Raw genomic sequence first — 24,006 nt, forward strand, 5'->3', positions numbered from 1 at the left:
GACATCATGGGAAAAATCATTGCTATTGCTAATCAAAAAGGCGGTGTTGGAAAAACCACAACATCTGTTAATTTAGGGGCTGGATTGGCGCAAGTAGGTAAAAAAGTCCTTCTTGTAGATATTGATGCTCAAGGAAATGCAACGACTGGTGTGGGAATTGAAAAATCTGAATTAGATCAATGTATTTACAACGTTCTTGTGGAAGATGCAGATGTTCAAGGGGTTATACAGAAAACCGCAACTGAAAACTTAGATGTTCTACCCGCTACAATTCAATTGGCTGGTGCTGAAATTGAATTGGTACCGACTATTTCCCGGGAAGTACGTTTGCAAAGAGCATTACAGCCAGTTCGTGATGAATATGATTATATTATTATCGACTGTCCCCCGTCTTTAGGGTTATTAACGATTAATGCATTAACAGCAGCAGATTCTGTTATTATTCCTGTACAGTGTGAATATTATGCACTAGAAGGATTAAGTCAGCTATTAAATACAGTTCGACTTGTACAAAAACATTTAAATAAAAATTTAGCAATTCAAGGCGTATTGTTAACAATGTTGGATGCTCGTACAAATTTAGGGATCCAAGTTATAGATGAAGTGAAAAAGTATTTTAGGGATAAAGTATATCGCTCGATTATTCCGCGTAATGTACGCTTGAGCGAGGCTCCAAGTCATGGGAAACCTATTATGCAGTATGACGCTAAATCAAGAGGAGCAGAAGTATATATAGATTTAGCAGAGGAAGTGATTGCAGGTGGCTAAAGGATTAGGAAGAGGAATTAATGTGTTTTTTCCTGATTTAGATGTGAAAGAAGAGGAAACAATTCAGGAGATTATTGTAACTGAATTAAGGCCAAATCCATATCAACCGCGTAAACACTTTAATAAAGAGGCTATTCAGGAATTAGCAATTTCGATTAAGGAACACGGTATTCTACAACCATTAATTGCTAGAAAGAGTATTAAAGGATATGAAATCGTTGCAGGTGAAAGACGATTTCGTGCTGCAAAAGAGGCTGGTTTAGAAAAGGTACCTGCGGTTGTAAGACAATTAACTGAACAGCAAATGATGGAATTTGCTTTGTTAGAAAACTTACAACGAGAAGATTTAAATCCTATGGAAGAGGCAATGGCATACCAGATGTTAATGAATGAGCTAAATGTAACGCAAGAACAATTAGCGAAACGTCTTGGCAAAAGCAGACCTTACATTGCAAATTATACTCGGTTATTAAGCCTCCCTTCGTTCGTCCAAGATATGATTGCAAATGGTCAACTTTCAATGGCTCATGGGAGAACTTTACTTACGATAAAAGACGAAGAACAATTGAAGTCCTTATTGAAACGCATTGAAAAAGAAGGATTAAATGTTCGTCAATTAGAGAAAATCGTCCAAGAGATTAATCAACACGTTTCACGTGAAACAAAAAAAGTGAAAAAAGAGCGAAATATATTTTTCGTAGAACGTGAAACGTTCTTAAGAGAAAAGTTTGGCACAGATGTGAAAATTAAAGAGACGAAAAAAGAAAAAGGTAAAATCGAAATTGAATTTTTTAATAAAGAAGATTTAAATCGTATTTTAGAACTATTAGCACAGAAAAATTAAAAAGCAAACCATCTTATTATTTATAGATGGTTTGCTTTTTTTAATGCGGATAATTTTTGATCCGTCTCTTTTATACTTTGTGCGATTACATCAGCCATTTTCATGACTAAACTTAATCTTGTATTTTGAAGAACGAAAAACTCCATAAACCCATTTAGATTGACGATACCGTGTATATGCAGATCACCAACTGCAGGTAATTTCTTATTCATAGCAGCACCAGGTTTACTAGGTCCCTTTCCAGTAGTGATTGACCCAATATTTTGGGACTTTCCTAAACATGCATCAACAGCAATTATAAATGCAGTAGGATGTTCTTTCTGTATATTCTGAATTTTTTCTTCTAAATTTAGTGCATGTACTGGCTCATCGAGTGTACCGAATATTTGGAGGTTTTTTATGTCTATTTGTTCAAGTTTTGTACCAACTAACGGGCCGAGTGCGTCACCTGTAGAACGATCTGTTCCGATACAAACGAGAATGAGTGGTATATTAGTTTTAATAGGAATATGGGTAAGTAAGAAATTACTGATTATCTCAGAGGCTTCTAGATCTTGGTGCATAACGTTTTGAGTTTCTTTCTCAAAAAATGGTAAGCGAAAACTTCCAATGTTCATGAAGCACCCATCCTTTTAATAAATTTTCAATATATGTTATATGGTGAGAAAAATGGAAAGCTATAAGTGCGTAATTTTTGCAAAATGTGAATGAAAACGGAAATAATAGTACTAGTATATATATATTCGTTCCATTTTATACCTGAATGGCGGGGATAAAATAGGATTAAAATCATAAAATTTTTTCAGCAATTAGAGGACTTCTGATACAATAATAAGGATAACTAAAAAGAAATTTTAGCTAGAGAGGTAGAGGTACATGGATTTATTAACGAAGTGGTTTAATTCTACGAAACAGTATTTATTAGATGCTGATCGTTGGGCTCATATTGGAGTTGCGACATTAAAAATATGTATTATTTTAATAATTGGTGCAGTTGTTGTGCGAATTGCAAGAGCGGTTGTACGAAATGCGTTTCGTATGGGGAGCCGTTCTCCAATTCAAATTTCAGAACGTCGTACAGTTACAGTGGCGAAATTACTTGAAAATATTGTAGCGTATGTTGTTATGTTCATTATGCTAATTGCGATTTTAGGTGTGTTTGATATTAATGCATCAGGTTTATTAGCGGGTGCTGGGGTAATTGGTTTAGCAGTCGGATTTGGTGCTCAAAGTTTAGTGAAAGACGTTATTACAGGTTTATTTATTTTGCTAGAAGATCAGTTTTCAGTTGGCGATTATGTTAAAATCGGTCAATTTGAAGGAGTCGTTTTAGAAATTGGACTTCGTACAACGAAAGTAAAGAGTTGGACAGGTGAAATTCATACTTTACCAAATGGAAGTATTATTCAAGTTACTAACTACTCAGTTAGTAATAGTGTAGCGTTTGTTGATGTATCTATTTCATATGAGGCTGATATTGCGAAAGCAGAACAGGTTATTGAAGATTTATTAGTAGAGTTACCTTCAAAGTATGAAAAAATGGTAACAACACCTCAATTATTAGGTGTGCAAACGTTAGCTGCATCAGAAGTTATATTACGCGTTATCGCTGAAGTAGAGCCGATGCAACATGCAGTTATTGCAAGGGCACTTCGTAAAGAGATTAAAAATCGTCTTGATTTACATGGAATTGAAATTCCATATCCACGTATGGTTTTATACAATCGTGAAGAATTGGTTAGTGGAAAAGCAATTTAGTATGGAGAGGAGTTTGAAGAGTGGAGCAAAAGGAATATAACTTGTACGATGTTGTGGAAATGAAGAAAGCACATCCATGTGGCGAGAATCGTTGGAAAATTATTCGTATGGGAATGGATATCCGTATTAAGTGCGAGGGATGTGACCATTCAGTAATGATTACTCGAAGAGAGTTTGATCGTAAGGTGAAAAAAATACTTGTGAAGCACGAAGAATAGAGGGAGAGTAACAGTTACAGTAGGTAACTGTTACTTTTTTTCGTTTGGCGGAAACTTGTCATTTTTTTCGTTACTATCTATAATGATGAAAGATTGAGACATAGGAGTGAAAAATATGGGATTAACGGCTGGGATTGTTGGATTACCTAACGTAGGTAAGTCCACTTTATTTAATGCAATTACACAAGCAGGAGCAGAATCTGCAAACTATCCATTCTGTACAATTGATCCAAACGTAGGGATTGTAGAAGTACCAGATGAGCGTTTAAATAAATTAACGGAATTAGTAGAACCGAAAAAGACTGTTCCGACTGTATTTGAGTTTACTGATATTGCAGGTATCGTAAAAGGTGCTAGTAAAGGTGAAGGTTTAGGAAATAAATTCTTATCTCACATTCGTCAAGTAGATGCAATTTGCCAAGTTGTTCGTTGTTTTGAAGACGAAAATATTACGCACGTTTCAGGGAAAGTAGATCCAATTGATGATATCGAAACAATCAACTTAGAGCTAATTTTAGCGGACTTAGAGTCTGTTGATAAGCGTATCGAGCGTGTTGCGAAATTAGCAAGACAAAAAGATAAAGAAGCTGTATATGAGCATGAAATTTTAGTTCGTTTAAAAGAGGCTTTTGAAGAGGGGAAACCGGCTCGTACTGTTGAATTTACAGAAGAGCAGATGAAGATTGTTAAAGGCCTTCATTTACTTACAACAAAAGAAATGTTATACGTAGCGAACGTAAGTGAAGACGATGTTATCGATCCTTCGGAAAATAAATACGTACAAATGGTAAAAGAATTTGCAGAAAATGAAAATTCTCAAGTAATCGTTGTATGTGCAAAAATCGAATCAGAAATCGCTGAATTAGACGAGGAAGAGAAAAAAGTATTCCTTGAAGAACTAGGTATTGAAGAGTCTGGTTTAGATCAATTAATTCGTGCAGCATATGACCTATTAGGACTTGCTACTTACTTTACAGCTGGCGTTCAAGAAGTACGTGCTTGGACATTTAAACAAGGTATGAAGGCACCACAATGTGCTGGTGTTATTCATACAGACTTTGAGCGTGGATTTATTCGTGCAGAAACAGTTTCTTACGATGACTTAATGACAAACGGTTCTATGACAGCTGCAAAAGAAGCTGGAAAAGTACGTTTAGAAGGAAAAGAGTATATCGTAAAAGACGGAGATGTTATGCACTTCCGTTTTAACGTTTAATCTAATATTTCCTAGGAAAAATAAAGATATGAGCTTGGCGAATATATTATATGTTTGCCAAGTTTTTTATGTATTGGTGAGTTGATTCATATAACTTACTATGATATAATCTAAACTCGTGAGTAATTACTATAAATTAATTGCTCCTTGCCCATTATGGGCCGTTTAGACCAAAAGGAGGTGAAAGTGTAATGAGAAAGTACGAAATTATGTACATCATTCGTCCTGGCGTTGAAGAAGAAGCTCAAAAAGCTTTAGTTGAACGTTTTGCAGGTGTTTTAACAAACAATGGTGCAGAAATCATTAACACGAAAGAGTGGGGTAAGCGTCGTTTAGCTTACGAAATCAACGACTTACGTGAAGGTTTCTACATGATCTTAAACGTGAACTCTAACGCAGAAGCGATTAACGAATTCGACCGTTTAGCTAAGATCAACGAAGACATCCTTCGTCATATCGTTGTTAAAGAAGAAGAAAAATAATTGATATATAAGGGAGAGTGGTTCGATTGATGAATCGTGTTATCCTCGTTGGTCGTTTAACTAAGGACCCTGACTTACGTTACACGCCCAATGGTGTTGCAGTAGCTACTTTTACGTTAGCTGTGAATCGCGCATTTGCGAATCAACAAGGTGAGCGTGAAGCTGACTTTATTAATTGTGTAATATGGCGTAAACAAGCAGAAAACGTAGCAAATTATTTGAAAAAAGGAAGCTTAGCAGGCGTAGATGGACGTCTTCAAACTCGTAATTACGATGGACAAGACGGTAAACGTGTATATGTAACAGAAGTTCTTGCGGAAAGCGTACAATTTTTAGAGCCGCGTAATGGCGGTGGGGAGCAACGTGGTTCATTCAATCAGCAACCATCAGGAGCTGGTTTCGGTAACCAAGGCTCTAACCCATTTGGTCAATCTAGTAATTCAGGTAACCAAGGTAATCAAGGGAACTCTGGATTTACGAAGAATGACGATCCATTTTCAAATGTAGGTCAACCGATCGACATTTCCGACGACGATTTACCGTTCTAATACAGTAAATTTGTTAGTTTTAACAAAGAATGGAGGGAAATAGACATGGCAGGACGCAAAGGTGGACGTGCGAAACGTCGTAAGGTGTGTTTCTTCACAGCTAACGGCATCACTCGCATTGACTATAAAGATGTTGATTTATTAAAACGTTTCGTTTCTGAGCGTGGTAAAATTTTACCTCGTCGTGTAACAGGGACAAGCGCAAAATACCAACGCAAACTTACAGTTGCAATTAAACGTGCTCGTCAAATGGCACTTTTACCATATGTTGGTGAATAATAGCGTATGAAATGCACAGTAGAGTCGGACTCTACTGTGCATTTTGCTATGCTTTTCTTTTTTGAAAGAGAGGTTAAAATGTGAAACAAACAAAGTTTATTACAGAAGGCGCAGCGTTATTAGCCATATATGCAATTTTATTGCTTATATCTATGTATGTTCCGATTTTAGGTACTGTTGTAACTTTTGCGTTGCCGTTACCATTTATACTATTAACGATAAGACATAAACTATCTAATGTGCTTGTGATTTTTGTAGCAGCACTTTTTGTTACTATTATTGTGAGTCAACCTATGAATTTAGTGAAGACAATTATGTTTGGATTGATAGGGATTGTTTTAGGGTATATGTATAAAACAAGAAAAAAGCCAGTGGAAATCTTAATAGCGGGGACGCTTGCATACTTAATTGGTTTTGTACTTATTTATGTTGCGAGTATAAAGTTTTTCAACATAGATATAATGAAGCAAATGCAAAGTGTGTTTAGTGAAAGTATGGTGCAAAGTGAAAAGATAGTAAGTGCTATAGGTATGCCGATTAGTAAGGAACAAAAAGAGTTACTTACACAAATGAATGATATATTACAATCGTTATTTCCAAGTATACTTGTTCTAGTTTCAGTATGTTTTTCTTGGATTACAGTGATAATATCAGGTAGTGTTTTGAAAAAGTTAAAACATGACATTATACCTTGGCCTAAATTTAAAGATCTACAATTACCAAAGAGTATTGTTTGGTATTACGTTATATTTATTTTGTTAGCAACTTTTATAAAAGTAGATCCAACATCATATTTACATATGGTATTTTCTAACCTATATGTCATATTTGCACTATTGCTTGTACTGCAAGGTCTTACATTCATTTCCTTTTTAGCGTATAGAAAAGGTTTTACTAAAGGGGTTCCTATTATTAGTTTTATTGTATGCATGTTTATTCCGATGCTGTTTCCTCTTGTGACAATCTTAGGTATAATTGACTTAGGGATTTCGTTGCGTTCTAAAATAGGGGAATAAAATAATATTCCTTATACTATTTTAATCTGTTTAACTAACTGGAAGGTGAGTTAGTTTTACTTTATAGGAGTTGTATACATGCCTGAATTTGATAAGAAACAGTGGTTTTTATATCCTGTTTATGTATTGGCATTTTTTGTGTTTGTGCTCATTTCAATTCTCTGTTATTTTCATTTAATTATGGGGATAGCTGCTTTTATCATTTTTTGTATCGTGTTCTTTATCGTTATACGATTTGAACTTAATTTTCAAAGGAATTTCGAAAAGCATACGACAGATATGATTACGAGGGTAAAGAAAGTCAGTAATGAAGCATTTAACCAAATGCCGATTGGTATTTTGTTATACAATAAGGATTACGGGATTGATTGGGCAAATCCTTATTTATCTTCATGCCTGGGACAGCATGCGTTAGCTGGATGGCACCTTTACGATGTATCAGAAACATTACTTCTTTTCATTAAAGGAGAAACTTCTGATGATATAGTCTCTTTAAATAATCGAAAGTTTCGCGTTTTTGTAAGGAAAGAAGAAAAGTTAATTTATTTCTTTGATGTAACGGAACAAACGGAAATCGAAAAGATGTATGAAGATCAACGCACTGTTTTAGCTGTAATTTATTTGGATAATTATGATGAAGTTACACAAGGATTAGATGATCAATTACGTACGAATATAACAAGTCTTGTGACATCGCGACTAAATGAATGGGCACTTAAGTATGGTGCGTATTTAAAACGTGCATCTTCAGAAAGATTCTTCGTTGTGCTAAATGAAAGTATTCTGACGCAGATGGAGAAAGGGAAATTTAGTATTTTAGATCAGGTGCGTGAAGAAACATCTAAAAGGAATATACCACTTACATTAAGTGTAGGTGTCGGATCAGGTGATCTACCTTTGTCAGAGCTTGGGGCAATGGCTCAATCTGGTTTAGACCTTGCGCTTGGGCGCGGGGGAGACCAAGTAGCTATTAAACAAGCGACAGGTAAAGTTAAGTTCTATGGAGGTAAGACAAATCCGGTTGAAAAGCGTACCCGTGTACGTGCTAGGGTCATTTCGCATGCGTTAAAGGATTTAGTGTTAGAAAGTAGTAATGTCATTATCATGGGGCATAGGGCTCCTGATATGGACGCAATTGGTGCTGCGATTGGTATTTTAAAAGTGGCTCAATTAAACGAGCGTAAAGGATATATTGTATTAGATGAAAATGATTCTGATAAGGGAATTAAACGCTTGATGGACAAAGTGAAACAAAATGAGGAGTTATGGTCTCATTTTATTACTCCAGAGCAAGCGATGGAATTTGCAAATGATGAGTCGTTACTTGTTGTTGTTGATACGCATAAACCTTCTATGGTGATGGAGCAAAAACTGTTACATAAAATTGAAAATGTAGTAGTTATTGATCATCATCGTCGTGGGGAAGATTTTATTGAAGATCCATTGCTAGTTTATATGGAACCATATGCTTCTTCAACGGCAGAATTGGTTACAGAATTACTTGAGTATCAACCTAAAAATTTAAAGATGACAATGCTAGAAGCGACGGCATTGTTAGCAGGTATTATTGTCGACACGAAAAGTTTCACATTCCGGACAGGGGCTCGTACATTTGATGCTGCTTCTTATTTACGCTCACATGGTGCAGATACTGTACTTGTACAAGAACTTTTAAAGGAAGATATGGATCAGTATTTACGGGTTGCAAAAGCTATAAAAAATGCGTACATTTATAAAAATGGAATTGCGATTGCTAAAGTTGATAGTGATGATTACTACGATCAAGTGCTTATTGCGCAATCGGCAGACACGTTATTAACGATGACAGGGATTATTGCATCATTTGTTGTTGCGAAACGTGGTGAGAATCTCATTGGAATTAGCAGCAGGTCTTTAGGTGAAGTGAATGTGCAGCTAATTATGGAAAACTTAGGCGGTGGCGGGCATTTGACTAATGCAGCCACACAAATGAAAAATGTTACAGTAGATGAAGCTGAGGAGAAGCTTCGATTTGTTATTGATGACTATTTACAGGGAGGCACACAATCATGAAAGTAATTTTTCTAAAAGACGTAAAAGGTAAAGGTAAAAAAGGAGAAATAAAAAACGTACCGGATGGCTATGCAAATAACTTCTTACTAAAACAAGGATTAGCTGCTGAAGCAACAAATAGCAGTATGAAAACTTTAGAAGCTCAAAAGCGTAAAGAAGAAAAAGATGCAGCAGCAGAGCTTGAAAATGCAAAAGAGTTAAAAGAGACTTTAGAGAAATTAACTGTAGAATTAAAGGCGAAATCTGGAGAAGGTGGCCGTTTATTCGGTTCTATTACGAGCAAACAAATCGTAGATGCGATGCAAAAATCACATAAAATTAAACTTGATAAACGTAAATTTGAAATGGATGATGCAATTCGTGCATTAGGCTACACAAATGTAACAGTGAAATTGCATCCGCAAGTAACAGCGACAGTAAAAGTTCATGTTAGTGAACAATAAAAATAAATTAAGCAAGGAGGATTGCGTATGAGTGATGTACTTGCTGATCGTACCCCTCCGCATAATATAGAGGCCGAGCAGGCGGTTTTAGGTGCCATATTAATTGATCAAGATGCGTTAACGTCAGCATCGGAGTTATTGGTACCTGATTCATTCTATCGAACGAAACATCAAAAGATTTTTGAGGTCATGCTTGGATTATCTGATAAAGGAGAACCGATCGACTTAGTAATAATGACATCAGCGATGGCTGATCAAGGATTACTAGAAGAAGTTGGTGGAGTGTCTTATCTAGCAGAGTTAGCAGAAGTTGTTCCAACAGCTGCTAACGTTGAATATTATGCACGTATCATTGCTGAAAAGGCACTTTTACGCCGTTTAATTCGAACAGCGACTCATATAGTGTCGGATGGATACGAGAGAGAAGATGACGTGGACGGCCTTTTAAATGAGGCCGAGAAAAAAATATTAGAAGTATCCCATCAAACGAATGCAAAAGCATTTCAAAATATTAAAGATGTTCTTGTGGATGCTTATGATAAAATTGAACTTTTGCATAATCAAAAAGGTGAAGTTACTGGGATACCAACTGGATTTACTGAATTAGATAAGATGACGGCAGGTTTCCAGCGAAATGATTTAATCATTGTAGCAGCACGTCCGTCAGTAGGGAAAACTGCATTTTCATTAAATATCGCACAAAACGTAGCGACGAAAACGGATGAAAATGTAGCGATTTTTAGCTTGGAGATGGGCTCCGATCAGCTTGTTATGCGTATGCTTTGTGCAGAAGGAAATATCGATGCGCAAAGACTTCGTACCGGGTCACTAACTTCTGATGATTGGGCGAAATTAACAATGGCGATGGGGAGTCTTTCAAATGCCGGTATATATATTGATGATACACCGGGAATTAAGGTAAATGAGATTCGAGCAAAATGTCGTAGACTAAAGCAAGAACAAGGTCTTGGAATGGTTTTAATTGACTACTTACAGCTTATTCAAGGAAGTGGGAAATCAGGTGAGAACCGTCAGCAGGAAGTATCTGAGATTTCTCGTACTTTAAAAGGGATTGCACGTGAATTGCAAGTGCCTGTTATTGCCTTATCACAGTTATCTCGTGGTGTAGAATCTCGTCAGGATAAACGCCCGATGATGTCTGATATTCGTGAATCTGGAAGTATTGAGCAGGATGCTGATATTGTAGCTTTCCTATATCGTGAAGATTACTATGACCGTGAAACGGAAAATAAAAATACGATTGAAATTATCATTGCAAAGCAACGTAACGGTCCAGTAGGTTCAGTGGAACTTGCATTCGTCAAAGAGTTCAATAAGTTCGTTAACTTAGAACGACGCTTTGAGGATGGGGCATAAAGGCAGTATAAAAAAGAAACACATTTCTTATAATAAGATGTGTTTCTTTTTTTATGGTGTAAAGATAAGGCTTTCATAAGGTGAAAACATAATTCTTACGAACGAAAATGATTTTTAATAAAAAAATGTTCGCTTTTTGGTTGACTTCTTTTTCGGTTTTGGTACAATTATATTGTTTGAATAGATCGTTTGAAAATTGCGGAGGTGCTTTAATAATGTCTTCAGTAGTAGTTGTAGGAACACAATGGGGCGACGAAGGAAAAGGTAAAATCACTGATTTTCTTTCTGAGCATGCGGAAGTAGTTGCAAGATATCAAGGTGGAAATAACGCGGGACATACAATTGTTTTCGGCGGAGTTAAATATAAGTTACACTTAATTCCATCTGGTATTTTCTATAAAGAGAAAATTTGTGTAATCGGAAATGGCTTAGTAGTAGATCCGAAAGCATTACTTGAAGAGTTAAAATACTTACACGACCGTGGTGTAAGTACTGATAATTTACGTGTAAGTAACCGTGCACACGTTATTTTACCTTATCACTTAAAACAAGATGAGTTAGAAGAGGCTAGTAAAGGTGATAACAAAATCGGTACAACGAAAAAAGGTATCGGTCCTGCATATATGGATAAAGCTGCACGTATTGGTATCCGTATGGCTGATCTTTTAGATCGTGAAGCATTTAAAGAGAAGCTTGAGCGCAATTTAGTAGAGAAAAATCGTTTGTTTGAAAAAATGTACGATACAGAAGGTTTCAGTGTAGAAGAAATCTTTGAAGAGTACTTCGAATATGGACAACAAATCGCACAATATGTATGCGACACATCTGTTGTATTAAATGATGCACTAGATAACAATCACCGTGTATTATTTGAAGGTGCACAAGGTGTTATGCTTGATATTGACCACGGTACGTACCCATTCGTTACATCTTCTAACCCGATTGCGGGTGGTGTAACAGTTGGAACTGGAGTTGGTCCTGCGAAAGTTACTCGCGTTGTAGGTGTATGTAAAGCATATACAAGCCGTGTTGGTGACGGTCCATTCCCTACTGAACTTAATGATGAAATTGGTCATCAAATTCGTGAAGTTGGTCGTGAGTACGGAACAACAACTGGTCGTCCGCGCCGCGTAGGTTGGTTCGATAGCGTTGTTGTAAGACATGCGCGTCGTGTTAGTGGTTTAACGGATCTATCATTAAATTCTATCGACGTTTTAACAGATATTCCAACTCTTAAAATTTGTGTTGCTTACAAATACAATGGCGAAGTTATCGATGAAGTTCCAGCAAACTTAAACATTTTAGCGAAATGTGAGCCTGTATATGAAGAGCTTCCAGGTTGGACAGAAGATATTACTGGTGTAAAATCATTAGACGAGCTTCCTGAAAATGCACGAAAATACGTAGAACGTGTTTCTGAGTTAACAGGAATTCAATTATCTATGTTCTCAGTTGGACCAGATCGTAACCAAACGAATATTGTTCGTAATGTATACGAAGCTTAATTGATATTTTAAGAAAAAACTCATGTCCGCATGAGTTTTTTCTTATCTTTTATAAAAAAATGAAAAAAAGTATTGCGAAGAATACAGAATACATGTTATGATACATCTTGTCGTCACGAAAATATGACGTTGGTGAGTATGAGCCATTAGCTCAGTTGGTAGAGCATCTGACTTTTAATCAGAGGGTCGAAGGTTCGAATCCTTCATGGCTCACCATTTTATTTTTCGTGGCCCGTTGGTCAAGTGGTTAAGACACCGCCCTTTCACGGCGGTAACACGGGTTCGAATCCCGTACGGGTCATGTTTTTTTTATGCTTATTTTTGGTCCCGTGGTGTAGTGGTTAACATGCCTGCCTGTCACGCAGGAGATCGCCGGTTCGACCCCGGTCGGGACCGCCACTTTTGTTTATACCACCATTAGTGGTTTTATATATAGTTTTGGCTCGGTAGCTCAGTCGGTAGAGCAGAGGACTGAAAATCCTCGTGTCGGCGGTTCGATTCCGTCCCGAGCCACTCTCAGGATATTAAGTGGGCCCACTTAATATCCTTTTTATTTATGTAATTTTACAAAACTGAGTAGTTATTTTAAAATAGAACGAGGAGCCTCTAGCAGTTGAAGCTAGAGGTTTTTCTATAGATCGTATAGGATTCCGTGTAAAAGTGGATCATACATGAGTCTATGAGAATAGAGGAGAAAATACTTAAACAAAGGATGCGGTCATATAGGACATACTATGTAAACATCAATATGTTTAGGGATTATTGACCATATTTTTATAAGGAGGAAATAGACGATGATGGGAAAGAAAATTTTAGTAGTTGATGATGAAAAGCCGATTGCAGATATTTTGAAGTTTAACCTAGAAAAAGAAGGTTTTGAAATAGTAATGGCGCATGATGGTGATGAAGCAATTGAAAAAGCTAATGAAGAACAACCAGATATGGTTTTATTAGATATTATGCTACCAGGTAAAGATGGCTTAGAGGTTTGTCGTGAAATACGTAAAAGTTCAGAAATGCCGATTATTATGCTTACAGCAAAGGACTCTGAGATTGATAAAGTATTAGGGCTTGAGCTTGGGGCAGATGATTATGTAACGAAGCCATTTAGCACGAGAGAATTACTTGCTCGTGTGAAGGCGAATTTACGCCGTCACCAACAAGGTGGTGCTGCAGAAAAAGAAGAAAATACAGAAATGGTTATTGGACCAATTGTTATTAATCCAAATGCATATAGTGTAACGAAGCGCGAGGAAAATATCGAGCTTACACATCGTGAATTTGAGTTGCTACATTATTTAGCGAAACACTTAGGACAAGTTATGACACGCGAACATTTATTACAAACAGTTTGGGGTTATGACTATTTTGGAGATGTGCGCACAGTAGACGTAACAGTACGTCGTTTGCGTGAAAAAATTGAAGATAATCCAAGCCATCCTACTTTAATTGTAACTAGACGTGGAGTAGGGTATTACTTGCGTGACCCAGAGCAGGAATAGTATATGAAGAAAGTTGGTTTTTTTCAATCTATTCATTTAAAATTTGTGCTTATATATATGCTATTAATATTAATAGCGATGCAAGTTATTGGGGTATATTTTGTAAGGGAATTAGAGAAGAGCCTAGTACAAGGTTTTAGGGATTCTTTAACGCAGCAAACAAACTTATTATCATATAACTTGAAACAAGAATTTAAAAAAAGTTATACAAAAGCAGAAACAGAGTCAACAGATGAAACGATTAAAACTTCTATTCGAAAGTTTGCCTCTGATCAAAAAAAAGTTATACAAGAGGTAAGTGTATTTGATTCGCATAGAAAGTTACTGGCTATTTCAGATGAATCAAAGCAGAATAAGGTGAATAGAACATCAACTGATATAGCTGTTCAGCGAGTGTTGGTGCAAAAAAAGCCAGAAGTGAAAATTGAGAAGGATGGTAGTACAGGCCATCGTGTTCAAGTTATGCTTACTCCGATTCTCGATGATAATGGCAAGGATGCGCTTGGTGTTATATACATCGTTGCATCTATGGAAGATGTATATAAACAAATGAAGGATATAAATCAAATTTTTGCTACGGGAACAGTAATTGCCTTATTAGTAACGGCCGTACTTGGGATTTTATTGGCTCAAACAATTACAAGACCAATTTCAGATATGCGGAGACAAGCAATCGAAATGGCAAAAGGAAATTATTCGAGAAAAGTAAAGGTGCATAGCCATGATGAAATTGGACAACTGGCATTATCCTTCAATAATTTATCAAAAAAATTACAACAAGCTCGTTCTTCTACAGAAAGTGAAAGGCGTAAACTATCATCTGTTTTATCTCATATGACAGATGGAGTAATTGCTACTGACCGAAAAGGGGATATTATTTTACTAAATGACCCTGCGGAAAAAATGTTAAATGTTTCTCGTGAAACAGCGCTTGATCAATCTGTTTTAGAGGTATTAGGGATACAGGAAGAATTTACGCTCGATCATTTATATGAAGAGCCAGATTCTGTTTTATTAGATTTTAGTACGAGAAATGAACCATATATTTTACGTGCTAGTTTCTCTGTTATTCAAAAAGAAACAGGGAAGGCAAATGGTTTAATTGCTGTATTATATGATGTAACAGAGCAGGAGCGTATAGAAAGGGAACGCCGTGAGTTTGTAGCGAATGTCTCTCATGAATTAAGGACGCCATTAACGACGATGCGCAGTTATTTAGAGGCACTTACAGATGGAGCATGGCAGGATCCGAATATTGCGCCACAATTTTTAACGGTTACACAAGAAGAAACAGAAAGAATGATTAGACTTGTAAATGCGTTGTTACAGCTATCTAAACTTGATAGTACAGAGCACCGTTTAATGAAAGAATGGGTCGACTTTACTGATTTCTTTAATAATATTATTGATCGCTTTGAAATGTCTAAAGAACAAAATGTAAGTTTCAAACGATCTTTCTCTAAGAAGTCTAGGTTTATTGATATGGATACTGACAAAATTACTCAAGTGCTGTATAACATTATTTCTAACGCATTAAAGTATTCACCAGAAGGTGGAACAGTAACATATCGCTTACGTGATCGCGGTGATTTATTAGAAATTAGCGTAAGTGACCAAGGAATGGGTATTCCAAAAGAAAACGTTGATAAAATCTTTGAACGTTTTTATCGCGTAGATAAAGCTCGTTCAAGACAAATGGGTGGTACGGGACTTGGATTAGCAATTGCAAAAGAAATGATCGAGGCACATGGTGGCTCTATTTGGGCGAAGAGTGAAGAAGGAAAAGGGACAACTATTTATTTCACGTTACCAATGGCAGCAGATGAAGAGGACGATTGGGAATGAGTATGGAAAACTTTAAAACAATAGTTTTAATTAACCTAGTTGTAATTAGCCTGTTTCTTACTTTTAACCTATGGACGTATGTGCCAGATTCTACATCCATGCAAAATGCAAAATTTGTACAGGGCAATGAAGGAACGAATCAAACTAAAATTTCCGATGTTGTCCGTCCTACTTCTATCATCGTGCATAAAGATAAAAATCATTATGGGAGCAGAAGAGAGGCAGATATAGAATCAATCTATAAGCCTTTGGAAGTAGGGGAACTACATGAGTTTAGAGAGATATCAATCACTAAGGGTGATTTCCTATCCTATGTGCATGGTGAAGGGAAAATTGAACTTGTTTTCCCTACTGATATCCCATTTGATGCAGTTAAATCTATGTTTAACATGAAAGAGAAAAGTACAGATAAGCCTAAACATTTTAATCGTATTCTCCTTGATCCTTCTAGGAGTAAGGATCAAGAAATTAAAATTAACTTTGTTTCTGATGGTGATAACTTTAAAATATATGAGGCAAAATTAAGTGGTGTGTATTTAAAAGATATTGTAAATGCTCAAAATCAATTTATAGTATCAGCAAAGCCCTATTTTGATTATCAAATCAATGATATGAAAAAGTTATTTTTACCAGATGGCACGACAGAGTTAAACAATATAACATATATTTCATCTAATTTAGCAGTTGATACGTTTAAGAATGCTCTGTTTAGTGATCCTCGTTATTTAAGTCCGATTACTGAGATATCGAAAGAAACATTTACAGATGGTATTAGATCCATGGAAATTGAAAACGATCGTCACATGCTAAAGTATAAAAACTCTTCTGTCTTAACTGAGAAAACGATAGATAATTTAATGCTGTTACAAAAAAGCTTTGAATTTGTAAGTGGTCACAGTGGAAGTTTGGATTCATATCGTTTGGACTATATGAATAAAGGAGAGACAGTATTTCGCTTACATGAAGATGGATATTCCGTATTCAATACAGATGGATTAGCTGAATTGAGACAAAAATGGGGATCAGAAGAAGTAATGGAATATGAAAGACCGTTGCTGTCTTTAAATACTAAAGGCATAGAACAGAAAGTTACTCTTCCGTCAGGGCATGTTGTAATAGCATCCCTAGAAAATAATCCAGAGATAAAGAAACAAGTAATTAAGGATATTGGTATTGGATACAAGTTATCACTAGATGGGCAAGTAGTTCGACTACAACCAATTTGGTATGTAAAGCTTGTTGAAGGTGAAACGGGTAAACAGCAAATCTATGAGTGGAGTGAGGGAGGACTAAATGGATTGGGATCGAATTAAAACCATATTTATTGTGACCTTTTTTGTTTTGGACCTCTTTCTCATTTTTCAATTCATTCAAAAGCAAGATAGTAATCAATTGGAGCTTATTGCAGAAACAAAGATAGATCAAGAATTAAAAGCAAATAAAATTACTATAGGGAATATCCCTAAGGAACCGAAGAAAGAGTCATTTATTAGAGCGGAAAATAAAGCCTTTAAAGAAGATGATATACAGTCTTTGAAAAATCAAACGGCGCATATACAAAATATGTACACGATAGAAAGTAAGTTAAAAGAGCCTTTTTTAAATACGAAATCATTATCAAAAGATAAGTATAATGAATTTTTGAAGAACTATGTATTGGATGGACAAAAGTATGAATTTGGAGCGGTGAAAGACTCTAAAATTTATTTCTTCCAAAAATATAAAGATAAGCCTATTTTCTATAATAATCAGGCGATGATTGTTGTGGAATTAAATGAAAAAAATGAACTTGTTTCATATACGCAGACAATGCTAACTGATTTAAAAGAAATGGGCGAAGGTGAAAAAACGAAAGAGCAAGAAATTATTACGGCTCAAACAGCTTTAGAAAATTTGTATTTAAAAAATAAAATTCATGGAAATACACATGTTAAAGAAGCGCAAATTGGTTATGCCACTCTTACCGCATCTACTTCTAATAACCAAGTACTTGCTCCAACGTGGAATTTAAAAACGGAGCAAAAGCAGGACTTCTTTGTGAATGCAATTGAAGGACAAGTTATGGAATTAGGGGAAAAGGAAAATCAAGTGGTTGATGAACATACTGGAGTGAGAAATAATGGGGTTGCATTTTAGCGTACTTGCAAGTGGAAGTACAGGAAATATGCTATACGTAGGAACCGATGAAAAAAAAATACTAGTCGATGCAGGTTTAAGTGGTAAAGCGACAGAGGCTTTATTTAAACAAGCAGAACTGAATATAAATGATGTATCAGGTATTCTTGTAACACATGAGCATAGTGATCATATTAAAGGATTAGGTGTATTGGCGCGAAAATATGATTTACCCGTTTATGCGAATGAGAAAACATGGAATGCAATGGAACATTTAATAGGAAATATCCCAACTGAGCAAAAATTCATTTTCTCAGTTGGGGATGTGAAAACATTTGGTGATATTGAAGTCGAATCATTTGGAGTTTCTCATGATGCGGCAGAACCGATGTTTTATGCTTTCCATAACAATAATAGGAAATTAGCGCTTATTACAGATACGGGATACGTAAGCGACCGTATGAAGGGCGTTATTAAGGGAGCTAATGCTTTCGTGTTTGAAAGTAATCATGATGTGGAAATGCTTCGTATGGGACGTTACCCATGGAGCATTAAACGACGCATTTTAAGCGACGTTGGGCATGTTTGTAATGAGGATGCTGCATTAGCGATGGCAGATGTAATTACAGATGAGACAAAGCATATTTATTTAGCCCATTTAAGCTTAGATAATAACATGAAAGAACTAGCTCGTATGTCAGTATCACAAGTACTAGAGGAAAAAGGATTTGGAGTGGGTGAATCCTTTGAAATTCACGATACAGATCCAAAAATGCCTACAAAAATTCAATACGTATAATTCTTCATTTTAGTAAACAATAAAGGTGAATATAGTTGTTTTCAGGAAGATGGGTGAACAAATATGTCCTTTATTGATGAAGAAAATTATCGTATGAAACGTGCAGGGAAAAAGAAGCATAAAGGTATAGTTCTTTCTAGTATAGCGGGAACAATTGTAGGAGCTTCTTTATTTGCGTTTGGAGCTCCTTTATTTTCAAATTCTGCTGATACGCTTCCGCAAGCTGAAGCAAGCGGAAGTAATATGGCCGAAGCTCAAGGAATTAAACAGATTAGCTTTGTAGATGCTGTTGATCGTGCATCTGAAGCTGTTGTGGGTGTTATTAACATTCAACGAGATAACTTTTCAGAGGCAGATTCAGAGGCTGGTACAGGATCAGGAGTAATTTATAAAAAGACAGATGGTCAAGCTTATATTGTAACGAATAATCATGTTGTAGCTGGAGCGAATCGTATTGAAGTAAGTCTAAGTGACGGTAAAAAGGTTCCTGGAAAAGTATTAGGAACCGATGTAGTCACAGATTTAGCTGTATTAGAAATAGATGCAAAGCATGTGAAAAAAATAATTGAAATTGGCGATTCTAATACTGTTCGCAGAGGAGAGCCAGTTATTGCGATTGGAAATCCACTTGGACTGCAATTCTCTGGAACTGTTACGCAAGGTATTATTTCAGCTAATGAACGTATTGTCCCTGTAGATTTAGATCAAGATGGACATTATGATTGGCAAGTAGAAGTGTTACAAACAGATGCGGCGATTAACCCAGGGAATAGTGGCGGTGCGCTTGTAAATGCAGCAGGACAATTAATTGGTATTAATTCAATGAAAATTGCTGCAAAAGAAGTAGAAGGAATCGGACTGGCTATTCCAGTGACTAGGGCTGTTCCGATTATGAATGAACTTGAGAAGTATGGAAAAGTAAGAAGACCGTATGTTGGGATTGAACTTAGGTCATTAAATGAAATTCCAAACTATTATTGGTCAAAAACATTACATTTACCAGGTACTGTAACAGAAGGAGTTTGTATTTTGGATGTGAAAAGTCCTTCGCCAGGCGCGGATGCTGGTTTAAGAGAACATGATGTTATTGTGGCAGTAGATGGAAAACCGATTCGCGATATTATTGGATTCCGCACGGCCTTATATGATAAGGAAATTAATGATAAAATGACTCTTACGTTTTATCGTGGTACAAAAAGAGTAACAACAACAGTGAAATTAGGCATTCAAAAGTATTAAAAACAGGAGGGCCTACCTCCTGTTTTCTATTGTAGAAAAGTGAGGTGAAGAAAATGAATTTACCTTGTTGTTTAGAACATGTTGAATTAGCGTTAGATATTATTGTGGATGAGTGTGAAGTTGCACCGGTTATCAACAGTGTGGATAACTCAGAAAAAGAGAAAAAAACATGTGAATTTTGTCAAAATGAGGCGACATATGTTGTATCGAACACAGATTCTCACACAATATGTGGGTAGTGTTTGTGGATATGTGGATAAGTTTTGTGGATAACATGTTTGTAAGGTGGAGGATACGTGTGAATATCTCGATTATTTCAATTGGGAAATTAAAAGAAAAATATTTGAAACAAGGTATAGCAGAATACTTAAAACGATTATCAGCATACGCAAAAGTAGAAGTAATTGAATTGCCAGATGAAAAGGCACCAGAAAATTTAAGTGAAGCAGAAATGTTAATTGTAAAGGAAAAAGAAGGTATACGTATACTGGATAAGATTTCTGATGACACGCATGTGATTGCATTAGCTATAGAAGGAAAGCAAAAGTCATCAGAAGAATTTGCGGTCAGTCTAGATCGCCTTGCTACATATGGAAAGAGTAAAGTCGCATTTGTAATTGGTGGATCACTCGGACTAAGTTCAGAAGTAATGAAGCGTTCAAACGAATCACTTTCTTTTTCAAAGATGACGTTACCACACCAATTAATGCGATTAGTGTTGCTTGAGCAAGTGTATAGAGCGTTTCGGATTAATCGTGGGGAACCGTATCATAAGTAAAATATTCTATGTAAAACAAAGGTAAGACGCTGATATTATCATATTTATTTTATTATGCCTATAACTGGAGGCTATGTGAATGGTAAGTGATCAGACGAGATATTCTAGGCTCGCGAATATAACAAAAATAATAAATACGAAATTAGAACTACGTGAAGTATTGCAGCGTGTGACAATGGCGATATCAGAGGAGATTGTTAGGTGCGATGCTGTTGGAATTTATTTACCCCAGGAAGATGGAACATTTAGAGGGTTTGCAGGAAAACCAGAGACCATAAATGGCGTAACACTCGATACTCAGGTAGTGGATCCTGAAATAGACTTACTGGCAAAAGAAGTTATTGAAACGAAAAAAACCATCTATATTCCTGATACCTCAAAGGATCATCGACCAGATCCGAGACCAGTTGATGCGTTTAAAATTAAGTCCTTATTAGCTCTGCCTATCTCATTTAGGCAAGAGTTATTTGGTCTGGTTTTTTTATTTGATTATGGGATTCCGATGAACTTAACAGATTCAGAAATTCAAAGTGTTGAAGCTTATGTAAATATGGCCGCGGTCGCAATTCAAAACGCAAATAATTTAACACAAAAGGAAGACCTTATTGCTGAGAAGCAGCTGTTATTAAATGTTACCCGTGATTTATCAATGTGTTCCTCGATACAGGAGAGTTTTGATAAATGCTTTTTTTACTTAGAACAGATTTTAGAGAGTAAAAATATGACTGCCCATCTTCTAGATCCGCTAGACAAAACAACGATTAAAACAACGAAATTAAGTAAGGGCTGTGATTGGACAGAAGCTGATTGGACAGAGAAAAGCTATGAAGCCAAGATCCAAGAAGTTATTCAAACAAAAAATATAGATAGTAAGGATTTATTGATGATCCCATTGATTTCAATGGGAGAAGTATTAGGGGTAATCGTCGTTGGGAAAGAAGGAAAAGCTCACAATTACGATAATTCTCAAATTCAACTAGCAAAATCTATCGTTGATGCCACAGCCCCTACGTTTTCAAATTTGTTATATATGGATAAACTAGAAAGTATAGTGGAAGAGCGAACGGGGGAGCTAGCTGCTGCTAATGAAAAAGTTACAAGTGTGATTGAATGTATTACGGATGGATTCTTTACTTTAAATAATAAATGGGAATTTACGTACGTAAATAAGCACCAATATTTTCCGCAAAGAAAAACAGCAAAAGATGTATTAGGAAAGAATATATGGGATGTTTTCCCGAGTGATATCGACACAGTTATGTATAAGGAATTTCATCGTGCGATGTCAGAACGAACTACAGTTCATTTCGAATTTCTTTCTACTGCAGATGAATATTGGCACGAAGTTATTGCATACCCGTATGATGATGGTATTTGTTGTATTTTTAAAAACATAACGGAAAAAAAGAAATATGAACAGGAATTGAAAAGATTATCTAACATTGATTTAATAGGGCAAATGGCAGCAGGTATCAGCCATGAAATTAGAAATCCAATGACAACGGTACTAGGATTTTTGCAGTTATTAAAAGAAGAGAATACCTATGAGAAACATAATAAGTACTTTCATTTAATGATTGAAGAACTTAACCGTGCCAATTCTATTATTACTGAATTTCTCTCAATGGGTAATACAAGGAAATTGGATTTGCAGATGTTAGATTTAAATTCACTTATCCGCGATATTATTCCTTTAATAAAGATTGATACGTATAATCAAAATAAATATATTCAATTCGATACAAATGACATTCCGAAATTACTTTTAAATCGTAATGAGATACGGCAATTATTAATGAATCTATATCGTAATGGCTTAGAAGCGATGAGTACAGGGAAAGTTCTAACCATTAGCACCTACAAGGAAGGTCAAAATTGTGTGGTGCTTGCAGTGCAGGATCAAGGAAAAGGTATCAGGCCTGAAGTATTAGAGAAACTGGGTACGCCATTTTACACGACCAAACATAATGGAACTGGATTGGGATTAGGTGTATGTTATGCCATTGCTGCCCGCCATAATGCAAAAATAGAAATTCAAACAGGATCGGAAGGCACTACCTTTTTTGTTAAATTTAATTATGAAAATAATAAAAAATAAGCTTATTTAGAATAGTTATGATGAACCGTATCATAAATAAATTTATTCTTTGCATATAAAAAGGATAAAAAGACCATTGGACAAAAATTACCGATGGTCTTTTAAATATTATTAGATGGTATGTAGATTTCCTAAAATAAGTATGTTTCTATTTCCATAAAAATATGCTGTAATATGAAGAGGAAAAAGTATAAGTAGTTAGAGAAGTGAGGAATTAAAGGTGAAGAAGTTTAAGAAGTTTTACTTGGAGATTACGAGTGTATGTAATCTTGCGTGTAGCTTTTGTCCGCCGACGGAAAGGCAGAAGCAATTCATTTCTGTAGAGGATTTTGCTAAAAGATTAGACCAAATTAAACCTCACACAGACTACATTTATTTGCACGTGAAGGGTGAGCCGTTGCTCCATCCGAAAATAGATCAACTATTAGACTTAAGTCATGAAAAAGGGTTTAAAGTTAATATTACAACGAACGGAACGTTAATTAATAAGAGAAGGCATAGGCTGTTAAATAAGCCCGCGTTAAGACAAATGAATTTTTCACTGCATAGTTTTGATGGACACCCAGGTTCGCAAGATAAAGAGGGCTATGTAAGGAGTATACTTTCCTTCATTAGGGAAGCGACAAGTCAATCAGATTTAATTGTATCGTTAAGGTTATGGAATTTAACTCAGGATAATAAAACAAATGCTGAAATTCAGAAAAATAGGGAGTTATTATCCATAATTGAAAATGAATTTGATCTATCTTATCAGATTGAAGAGAAGCTTACACCAGGAAAAGGTATAAAAATTGCAGAACGTGTCTTTATTAATCAAGACTATGAATTCCAGTGGCCAGCATTACATGAAGAAGAGGATGATGGGAAAGGATTCTGTCATGGACTTCGTAATCAAGCAGGGATTTTAGCGAATGGGACGGTTATTCCTTGTTGTTTAGATGGTGAAGGGATTATTAACCTTGGAAATATTAATAATGATTCATTTTCTAACATTATAGAAGGTGAAAGAGCAACAAACATTGTCGATGGATTTTCCAAAAGAGTTGCGGTTGAAGAGCTTTGTAGGAAATGTGGATATCGTAAAAGGTTTGGGAAGTAAATATGAAATAAGCCCTCATAAAGCG

24 protein-coding genes and 4 tRNA genes are annotated in these 24,006 nt (G+C 35.8%); 27 read left to right on the forward strand and 1 reads right to left on the reverse strand.

Annotation, left to right across the window (positions count from 1 at the left end):
• Window positions 1–6 precede the first annotated feature (6 nt).
• Both soj and spo0J read left to right on the forward strand, forming a co-directional pair.
• Window positions 7–768, forward strand: a complete 762-nt coding sequence (gene soj / locus MRP26_RS11965; protein ID WP_000516114.1) for a sporulation initiation inhibitor protein Soj — start codon at window positions 7–9, stop codon at window positions 766–768.
• Window positions 761–1,612, forward strand: coding sequence for a stage 0 sporulation protein Spo0J (spo0J, locus tag MRP26_RS11970; protein ID WP_078400658.1), 852 nt, complete (start codon window positions 761–763; stop codon window positions 1,610–1,612). Before soj ends, spo0J begins: the two co-directional genes overlap by 8 nt.
• Window positions 1,613–1,632: 20 nt before the next feature.
• Here spo0J and yyaC read toward each other — a convergent pair whose 3' ends face one another.
• Window positions 1,633–2,229: a spore protease YyaC gene (gene yyaC, locus MRP26_RS11975; RefSeq protein WP_053563259.1), complete on the reverse strand. Its 597-nt coding sequence runs from the start codon at window positions 2,227–2,229 to the stop codon at window positions 1,633–1,635.
• A gap of 259 nt (window positions 2,230–2,488) precedes the next feature.
• On the opposite strand from yyaC, the gene MRP26_RS11980 reads away from it, so the two are divergent.
• The 25 genes from MRP26_RS11980 (at window position 2,489) to MRP26_RS12100 (ending at window position 23,981) form a co-directional block, all read left to right on the forward strand.
• Complete coding sequence (locus MRP26_RS11980; protein ID WP_000365111.1) at window positions 2,489–3,370, forward strand: mechanosensitive ion channel family protein; 882 nt, start codon at window positions 2,489–2,491, stop codon at window positions 3,368–3,370.
• A 20-nt stretch (window positions 3,371–3,390) separates the two neighbouring features.
• Window positions 3,391–3,588 (forward strand): DUF951 domain-containing protein, encoded by a 198-nt coding sequence (locus MRP26_RS11985; RefSeq protein ID WP_000435486.1) that lies wholly within the window; start codon window positions 3,391–3,393, stop codon window positions 3,586–3,588.
• Window positions 3,589–3,703: 115 nt separating this feature from the next.
• Window positions 3,704–4,804: a redox-regulated ATPase YchF gene (ychF, locus tag MRP26_RS11990; protein WP_000524670.1), complete on the forward strand. Its 1,101-nt coding sequence runs from the start codon at window positions 3,704–3,706 to the stop codon at window positions 4,802–4,804.
• A 191-nt stretch (window positions 4,805–4,995) separates the two neighbouring features.
• Entirely contained in the window at window positions 4,996–5,286 is a 291-nt protein-coding gene (rpsF, locus tag MRP26_RS11995; protein WP_001233781.1) for a 30S ribosomal protein S6, read from the forward strand.
• A gap of 26 nt (window positions 5,287–5,312) precedes the next feature.
• Entirely contained in the window at window positions 5,313–5,834 is a 522-nt protein-coding gene (gene ssb / locus MRP26_RS12000) for a single-stranded DNA-binding protein (RefSeq protein ID WP_002094213.1), read from the forward strand.
• A gap of 45 nt (window positions 5,835–5,879) precedes the next feature.
• The gene (rpsR, locus tag MRP26_RS12005) at window positions 5,880–6,113 is read left to right on the forward strand and encodes a 30S ribosomal protein S18 (RefSeq protein WP_000918873.1); all 234 of its coding nucleotides are present in this window, start codon (window positions 5,880–5,882) and stop codon (window positions 6,111–6,113) included.
• An 80-nt stretch (window positions 6,114–6,193) separates the two neighbouring features.
• Window positions 6,194–7,129: a YybS family protein gene (locus MRP26_RS12010; protein WP_053563260.1), complete on the forward strand. Its 936-nt coding sequence runs from the start codon at window positions 6,194–6,196 to the stop codon at window positions 7,127–7,129.
• 78 nt (window positions 7,130–7,207) lie between these two features.
• Window positions 7,208–9,181: a DHH family phosphoesterase gene (locus tag MRP26_RS12015; RefSeq protein WP_001113779.1), complete on the forward strand. Its 1,974-nt coding sequence runs from the start codon at window positions 7,208–7,210 to the stop codon at window positions 9,179–9,181.
• Window positions 9,178–9,624, forward strand: coding sequence for a 50S ribosomal protein L9 (gene rplI / locus MRP26_RS12020; protein ID WP_000864223.1), 447 nt, complete (start codon window positions 9,178–9,180; stop codon window positions 9,622–9,624). The genes MRP26_RS12015 and rplI overlap by 4 nt, the downstream gene beginning before the upstream one ends.
• 27 nt (window positions 9,625–9,651) lie before the next feature.
• Entirely contained in the window at window positions 9,652–11,001 is a 1,350-nt protein-coding gene (gene dnaB, locus MRP26_RS12025) for a replicative DNA helicase (protein ID WP_001286147.1), read from the forward strand.
• A gap of 215 nt (window positions 11,002–11,216) precedes the next feature.
• Window positions 11,217–12,506, forward strand: a complete 1,290-nt coding sequence (locus MRP26_RS12030; protein ID WP_000100230.1) for an adenylosuccinate synthase — start codon at window positions 11,217–11,219, stop codon at window positions 12,504–12,506.
• Between the two features lie 140 nt (window positions 12,507–12,646).
• Window positions 12,647–12,722: transfer RNA gene (locus tag MRP26_RS12035), tRNA-Lys, on the forward strand.
• 13 nt (window positions 12,723–12,735) lie between these two features.
• Window positions 12,736–12,807: transfer RNA gene (locus tag MRP26_RS12040), tRNA-Glu, on the forward strand.
• Between the two features lie 22 nt (window positions 12,808–12,829).
• Window positions 12,830–12,905: transfer RNA gene (locus MRP26_RS12045), tRNA-Asp, on the forward strand.
• Window positions 12,906–12,946: 41 nt separating this feature from the next.
• Window positions 12,947–13,019 (forward strand) — tRNA-Phe (locus MRP26_RS12050).
• 281 nt (window positions 13,020–13,300) lie between these two features.
• Complete coding sequence (walR, locus tag MRP26_RS12055) at window positions 13,301–14,008, forward strand: cell wall metabolism DNA-binding response regulator WalR (protein WP_000971865.1); 708 nt, start codon at window positions 13,301–13,303, stop codon at window positions 14,006–14,008.
• Between the two features lie 3 nt (window positions 14,009–14,011).
• Window positions 14,012–15,853: a cell wall metabolism sensor histidine kinase WalK gene (gene walK / locus MRP26_RS12060; RefSeq protein WP_000755367.1), complete on the forward strand. Its 1,842-nt coding sequence runs from the start codon at window positions 14,012–14,014 to the stop codon at window positions 15,851–15,853.
• Window positions 15,850–17,166 carry a YycH family regulatory protein gene (locus MRP26_RS12065; RefSeq protein WP_000061569.1) on the forward strand — a complete coding sequence of 439 codons (1,317 nt, stop codon included), beginning with the start codon at window positions 15,850–15,852 and terminating at the stop codon, window positions 17,164–17,166. Before walK ends, MRP26_RS12065 begins: the two co-directional genes overlap by 4 nt.
• Window positions 17,147–17,989, forward strand: a complete 843-nt coding sequence (locus tag MRP26_RS12070; protein WP_000383720.1) for a two-component system regulatory protein YycI — start codon at window positions 17,147–17,149, stop codon at window positions 17,987–17,989. The genes MRP26_RS12065 and MRP26_RS12070 overlap by 20 nt, the downstream gene beginning before the upstream one ends.
• On the forward strand, window positions 17,973–18,767 hold the full coding sequence (locus MRP26_RS12075; RefSeq protein ID WP_079246229.1) for an MBL fold metallo-hydrolase: 795 nt from the start codon (window positions 17,973–17,975) through the stop codon (window positions 18,765–18,767). The genes MRP26_RS12070 and MRP26_RS12075 overlap by 17 nt, the downstream gene beginning before the upstream one ends.
• Before the next feature lie 63 nt (window positions 18,768–18,830).
• The gene (locus tag MRP26_RS12080; protein ID WP_000008031.1) at window positions 18,831–20,006 is read left to right on the forward strand and encodes a S1C family serine protease; all 1,176 of its coding nucleotides are present in this window, start codon (window positions 18,831–18,833) and stop codon (window positions 20,004–20,006) included.
• A 53-nt stretch (window positions 20,007–20,059) separates the two neighbouring features.
• Window positions 20,060–20,245, forward strand: coding sequence for a CxxH/CxxC protein (locus tag MRP26_RS12085; protein WP_001052833.1), 186 nt, complete (start codon window positions 20,060–20,062; stop codon window positions 20,243–20,245).
• A 59-nt stretch (window positions 20,246–20,304) separates the two neighbouring features.
• A complete protein-coding gene (gene rlmH, locus MRP26_RS12090) occupies window positions 20,305–20,784 on the forward strand; it encodes a 23S rRNA (pseudouridine(1915)-N(3))-methyltransferase RlmH (RefSeq protein WP_001027003.1) in 480 nt (159 codons plus the stop codon).
• 79 nt (window positions 20,785–20,863) lie between these two features.
• Window positions 20,864–22,882: a GAF domain-containing sensor histidine kinase gene (locus MRP26_RS12095; protein ID WP_197242344.1), complete on the forward strand. Its 2,019-nt coding sequence runs from the start codon at window positions 20,864–20,866 to the stop codon at window positions 22,880–22,882.
• Window positions 22,883–23,102: 220 nt separating this feature from the next.
• Window positions 23,103–23,981, forward strand: coding sequence for a radical SAM/SPASM domain-containing protein (locus MRP26_RS12100; protein ID WP_000713633.1), 879 nt, complete (start codon window positions 23,103–23,105; stop codon window positions 23,979–23,981).
• Window positions 23,982–24,006 lie beyond the last annotated feature (25 nt).

The organism is Bacillus sp. CCB-MMP212, from assembly GCF_022748145.1.
In the GTDB taxonomy this organism is placed as follows: Bacteria; Bacillota; Bacilli; order Bacillales; family Bacillaceae_G; genus Bacillus_A; species Bacillus_A cereus.

What these genes read in the sequence shown, in the direction of transcription:
- dnaB (WP_001286147.1), top strand. Translation starts at nt 9,652, where the DNA reads ATGAGTGATGTACTTGCTGATCGTACCCCTCCGCATAATATAGAGGCC.
- MRP26_RS12080 (WP_000008031.1), top strand. Translation starts at nt 18,831, where the DNA reads ATGTCCTTTATTGATGAAGAAAATTATCGTATGAAACGTGCAGGGAAA.
- ychF (WP_000524670.1), top strand. Translation starts at nt 3,704, where the DNA reads ATGGGATTAACGGCTGGGATTGTTGGATTACCTAACGTAGGTAAGTCC.
- rplI (WP_000864223.1), top strand. Translation starts at nt 9,178, where the DNA reads ATGAAAGTAATTTTTCTAAAAGACGTAAAAGGTAAAGGTAAAAAAGGA.
- rpsF (WP_001233781.1), top strand. Translation starts at nt 4,996, where the DNA reads ATGAGAAAGTACGAAATTATGTACATCATTCGTCCTGGCGTTGAAGAA.
- walK (WP_000755367.1), top strand. Translation starts at nt 14,012, where the DNA reads ATGAAGAAAGTTGGTTTTTTTCAATCTATTCATTTAAAATTTGTGCTT.
- MRP26_RS12065 (WP_000061569.1), top strand. Translation starts at nt 15,850, where the DNA reads ATGAGTATGGAAAACTTTAAAACAATAGTTTTAATTAACCTAGTTGTA.
- MRP26_RS12015 (WP_001113779.1), top strand. Translation starts at nt 7,208, where the DNA reads ATGCCTGAATTTGATAAGAAACAGTGGTTTTTATATCCTGTTTATGTA.
- MRP26_RS12070 (WP_000383720.1), top strand. Translation starts at nt 17,147, where the DNA reads ATGGATTGGGATCGAATTAAAACCATATTTATTGTGACCTTTTTTGTT.
- MRP26_RS11980 (WP_000365111.1), top strand. Translation starts at nt 2,489, where the DNA reads ATGGATTTATTAACGAAGTGGTTTAATTCTACGAAACAGTATTTATTA.
- MRP26_RS12085 (WP_001052833.1), top strand. Translation starts at nt 20,060, where the DNA reads ATGAATTTACCTTGTTGTTTAGAACATGTTGAATTAGCGTTAGATATT.
- MRP26_RS12075 (WP_079246229.1), top strand. Translation starts at nt 17,973, where the DNA reads ATGGGGTTGCATTTTAGCGTACTTGCAAGTGGAAGTACAGGAAATATG.
- walR (WP_000971865.1), top strand. Translation starts at nt 13,301, where the DNA reads ATGATGGGAAAGAAAATTTTAGTAGTTGATGATGAAAAGCCGATTGCA.
- rpsR (WP_000918873.1), top strand. Translation starts at nt 5,880, where the DNA reads ATGGCAGGACGCAAAGGTGGACGTGCGAAACGTCGTAAGGTGTGTTTC.
- MRP26_RS12095 (WP_197242344.1), top strand. Translation starts at nt 20,864, where the DNA reads ATGGTAAGTGATCAGACGAGATATTCTAGGCTCGCGAATATAACAAAA.
- soj (WP_000516114.1), top strand. Translation starts at nt 7, where the DNA reads ATGGGAAAAATCATTGCTATTGCTAATCAAAAAGGCGGTGTTGGAAAA.
- MRP26_RS12030 (WP_000100230.1), top strand. Translation starts at nt 11,217, where the DNA reads ATGTCTTCAGTAGTAGTTGTAGGAACACAATGGGGCGACGAAGGAAAA.
- yyaC (WP_053563259.1), bottom strand. Translation starts at nt 2,229, where the DNA reads ATGAACATTGGAAGTTTTCGCTTACCATTTTTTGAGAAAGAAACTCAA.